At 63.6% G+C, this 3,063-nt stretch carries 2 protein-coding genes and 2 pseudogenes; 3 read left to right on the top strand and 1 reads right to left on the bottom strand.

Annotation, left to right across the window (positions count from 1 at the left end; translation table 11 throughout):
* Positions 1-617: pseudogene (locus L979_RS11475) on the bottom strand (SDR family NAD(P)-dependent oxidoreductase); the annotation flags it as partial.
* A 201-nt stretch (positions 618-818) separates the two neighbouring features.
* On the opposite strand from L979_RS11475, the gene L979_RS11470 reads away from it, so the two are divergent.
* The 3 genes and pseudogenes from L979_RS11470 (at position 819) to L979_RS17100 (ending at position 3,000) form a co-directional block, all read left to right on the top strand.
* Positions 819-1,316 (top strand): MarR family winged helix-turn-helix transcriptional regulator, encoded by a 498-nt coding sequence (locus L979_RS11470; protein ID WP_156125569.1) that lies wholly within the window; start codon positions 819-821, stop codon positions 1,314-1,316.
* Between the two features lie 115 nt (positions 1,317-1,431).
* Positions 1,432-2,577 (top strand): annotated as a pseudogene (locus L979_RS11465) (AMP-binding protein); the annotation flags it as partial.
* 66 nt (positions 2,578-2,643) lie between these two features.
* Entirely contained in the window at positions 2,644-3,000 is a 357-nt protein-coding gene (locus L979_RS17100; RefSeq protein ID WP_369792995.1) for a hypothetical protein, read from the top strand.
* The last annotated feature ends 63 nt before the right edge of the window (positions 3,001-3,063 follow it).

Raw genomic sequence — 3,063 nt, 5'->3', positions numbered from 1 at the left:
CCTTCTCGAAGAACGGGATGGTCTTGGTCATGGCGGTGGCCGCAACGGGAATCACCGCGTTGACCGTGACGCTGGCCTTCTTCATCTCTAGTGCCCAGGTGCGCACCATGCCCACGATTCCGGCCTTTGCGGCGGCGTAGTTGGTCTGCCCGAAGTTGCCGTACTGGCCGGTCGGTGAGCCGATCGTGATGATGCGGCCCGCCACGCCGTTCTCCTTGAAGTAGCGGTATGCCTCACGGACGCACGTGAACGTGCCGCGCAGGTGGACCTGGATGACCAGGTCGAAGTCCTCGTCGGTCATCTTCAGCAGCGACTTGTCCCGAAGGATCCCGGCGTTGTTCACCAGGATGTCCAGCCCACCGAAAGCCTCCACGGCCCCCTTGACCAGGGCCTCCGCCGTCTCGGTGCTCCCCACGGCAGCGACGACGGCGCTCGCGCGCCCCCCCGGCCTCCACGATTGAGGCGACGGCAGCATCGGCAGTGGCCTGGTCGACGTCGTTGATCACGACGGCGGCCCCGCGGCGGGCGAGCTCCTGGGTGTAAGCCAGGCCGAGCCCCTGGCCCGATCCGGTGACAACAGCCACCTTGCCGCTCAGGGGCGTGGCGGAGTGGGTCATGGTGTGCTCCTTTGCAACGTTGCGCGGTCCGCATCCCGCCTTGCTGCGGGAACGGAGGGCCAGTGGATGCTGACCGGTGGTCTCACTGTTCATCAGAAACCAAACCGTTGAAATTGTCAACGATTGTGCAACGTGAGTGTGGGAGACAATGGGGGCAGAAGGTGCAGCAGGTGAACCAGGGCGGCGGAAGTGGGAGCGCGCATGACGCAGGCAGTGGAGCAGGACTGGGAACACCCCACGCCCCCGGAACTGCAGTTGATGACCGGGAACACGCTGTTTGCGGACGCCCGCCTGGTACAGGACCCCATGTTCCTCATGAACCGTTTTGGATCCTTGGGTTCGGCCCTGACCAACGGGTACCTGCGGCAGTTGGACCTCAAGGTGAGGCACTATTCCGTGCTGTCCCTGGCCTGCGAACCGCAGGCACCCACGCAGCGCGAACTCAGTGATTTCCTGGTGCTGGATCCCAGTCAGGTGGTGGCGGTGGTGGACCATCTGGAGAAGTTGGGTCTGGTGGAGCGTGAGCCGGATCCCAGGGATCGCAGGTCCAAGATCATTGTTCCCACAGATCGTGGGCGTGAGGTTCTTGGGCAGGCCGAGTTGCAGGCCGGGCAGGCGGCTGCACGCGTGCAGTCGAATCTGACGGATCCCGAACGCGCCACCTTGCAGATGCTGCTGCGCAAGCTCGCCTCCGGGTGACATGTGCTGACCTTGCGTGAGGTCTTTACGTGCCCTACGTCACGTCGTTAGGATCTGCCAATAGTTGAAAAGTTCAACAATTAACCGCAGTTGCTGACGATCCAAGGCTCATGGGGTGGCCTGTGTTCCCACAGCTCCTGTCGGCTTGCAGTGGCAAGGAGGGCTTGTGCGCAACGTTGGCATCGGATCCTGGTTGGAGCGCAGATTCCAACGCTCGGGACCCAAAACCGCATTGGTGGACGGGGACCGCACGCTGACCTACGCGCAATTGCGTGACCGGTCCGCGCGGATCGCCACCGCCTTGGATCGCGCCGGGATTGAGCAGGGTGACCGGGTGGCGCTGCTGGGGTAGAACAGCGCGGAGTTCGTCACCGCGCTGTTCGGCACGGAACTGCTGGGGGCTGTGTTCGTCCCCCTCAACACGCGGTTGGCACCCGGGGAGATCGCCTACCAGCTGGAGGATTCCGGGGCCAAGATCTTGTTGCATGACTCCGGGTTGACGCAGCTGGCTGCCGCCGCCGTCGGGAATCTGGGCGCTGACCTGCCGCGGTGGTCACTGGGGGAGAGTCAGGAGGGGGCGCCGGGGCTCCAGGACCAGATTGCTGATGCTCAAGCCTGGGATCAGGACCGAGACGTGGCCCAGGAGGACCTGGCGGTCATCCTCTACACCTCCGGCACCACGGGCGAACCCAAGGGTGCCTGCCTGACCCACGCCAACCTGACGTGGAACGCATTCAACGTGCTGGTGGACTTTGATGTGGCCTCCACGGACGTGTCCCTGCAGATCTCGCCCATGTTCCACGTGGCCTCACTGGGAATGTGCATGCTGCCGGTGCTGCTGAAGGGGGCCACATTGGTGGTGGAACCCAAGTTCATCCCCAGCAGGGCCCTGGAATTGATTGAGAAGCACGGAATCACGTGGTTGGCCGGAGTGCCCACCACCTACCAACTGCTCACAGAGGATCCGGCCTGGGAGACCACGGACATCTCCACGGTCTCCAAAATGACCTGCGGGGGCTCGGCGGTGCCGCTGCGGGTGATCGAGGCCTATGAGCAGCGTGGATTGAGGTTCACCAACTGTTACGGCATGACTGAAACCTCCCCCGCAGTCACCACCTTGCCGCCGGACCGTTCACGGGAGAAGGCCGGGTCCTCCGGGATCTCCCAGTTCTGGACCGACTTCCGCATTGTGGATCCCATGGGGGAGGCAGCGCCCAGCGGTGAGCCGGGAGAGATCCTGGTCTCCGGTCCCAACGTGATCAGCAGCTACTGGAACCGCCCGGATGCCGCCGGTTCCTGGGAGAAGACCTGGTTCCGGACCGGAGACATGGGTTACACGGATGCGGATGGGTTCCTCTACATCTCTGACCGGATCAAGGACATGATCATTTCTGGCGGGGAGAACGTGTACCCGGCAGAAGTTGAGGCGGCCATGCTGCGGATGCCTGCCATCCAGTCGGTGGCCGTGGTGGGGGTCCCGCATGACAAGTGGGGAGAAGTTCCCCACGCGGTGGTGGTCCTAAGGGATGGCGCGCAACATCTGGAGGCATCCGATGTGGAGGCGTTCCTGGAGGGGCAACTGGCCCGCTACAAGGTGCCCAAAACGCTCACGGTGGTGGAAGAACTGCCGCGCACAGCCTCGGGCAAGATCCGGAAGAACGTGCTGCGCGAGCAACTGCGCTGAAAACACCGCCGAGACCCCCGAAAAGTCCCTCACTGGGCTGAGATTTGGGTCTTTTCGGAGGTC

Origin of the sequence: Kocuria sp. ZOR0020 (assembly GCF_000800955.1) — a bacterium.
Lineage (GTDB): Bacteria > Actinomycetota > Actinomycetes > Actinomycetales > Micrococcaceae > Kocuria > Kocuria subflava.
Note: the sequence above shows the minus strand (reverse complement) of the source record. Positions and strands in the feature narration are given on the sequence as shown.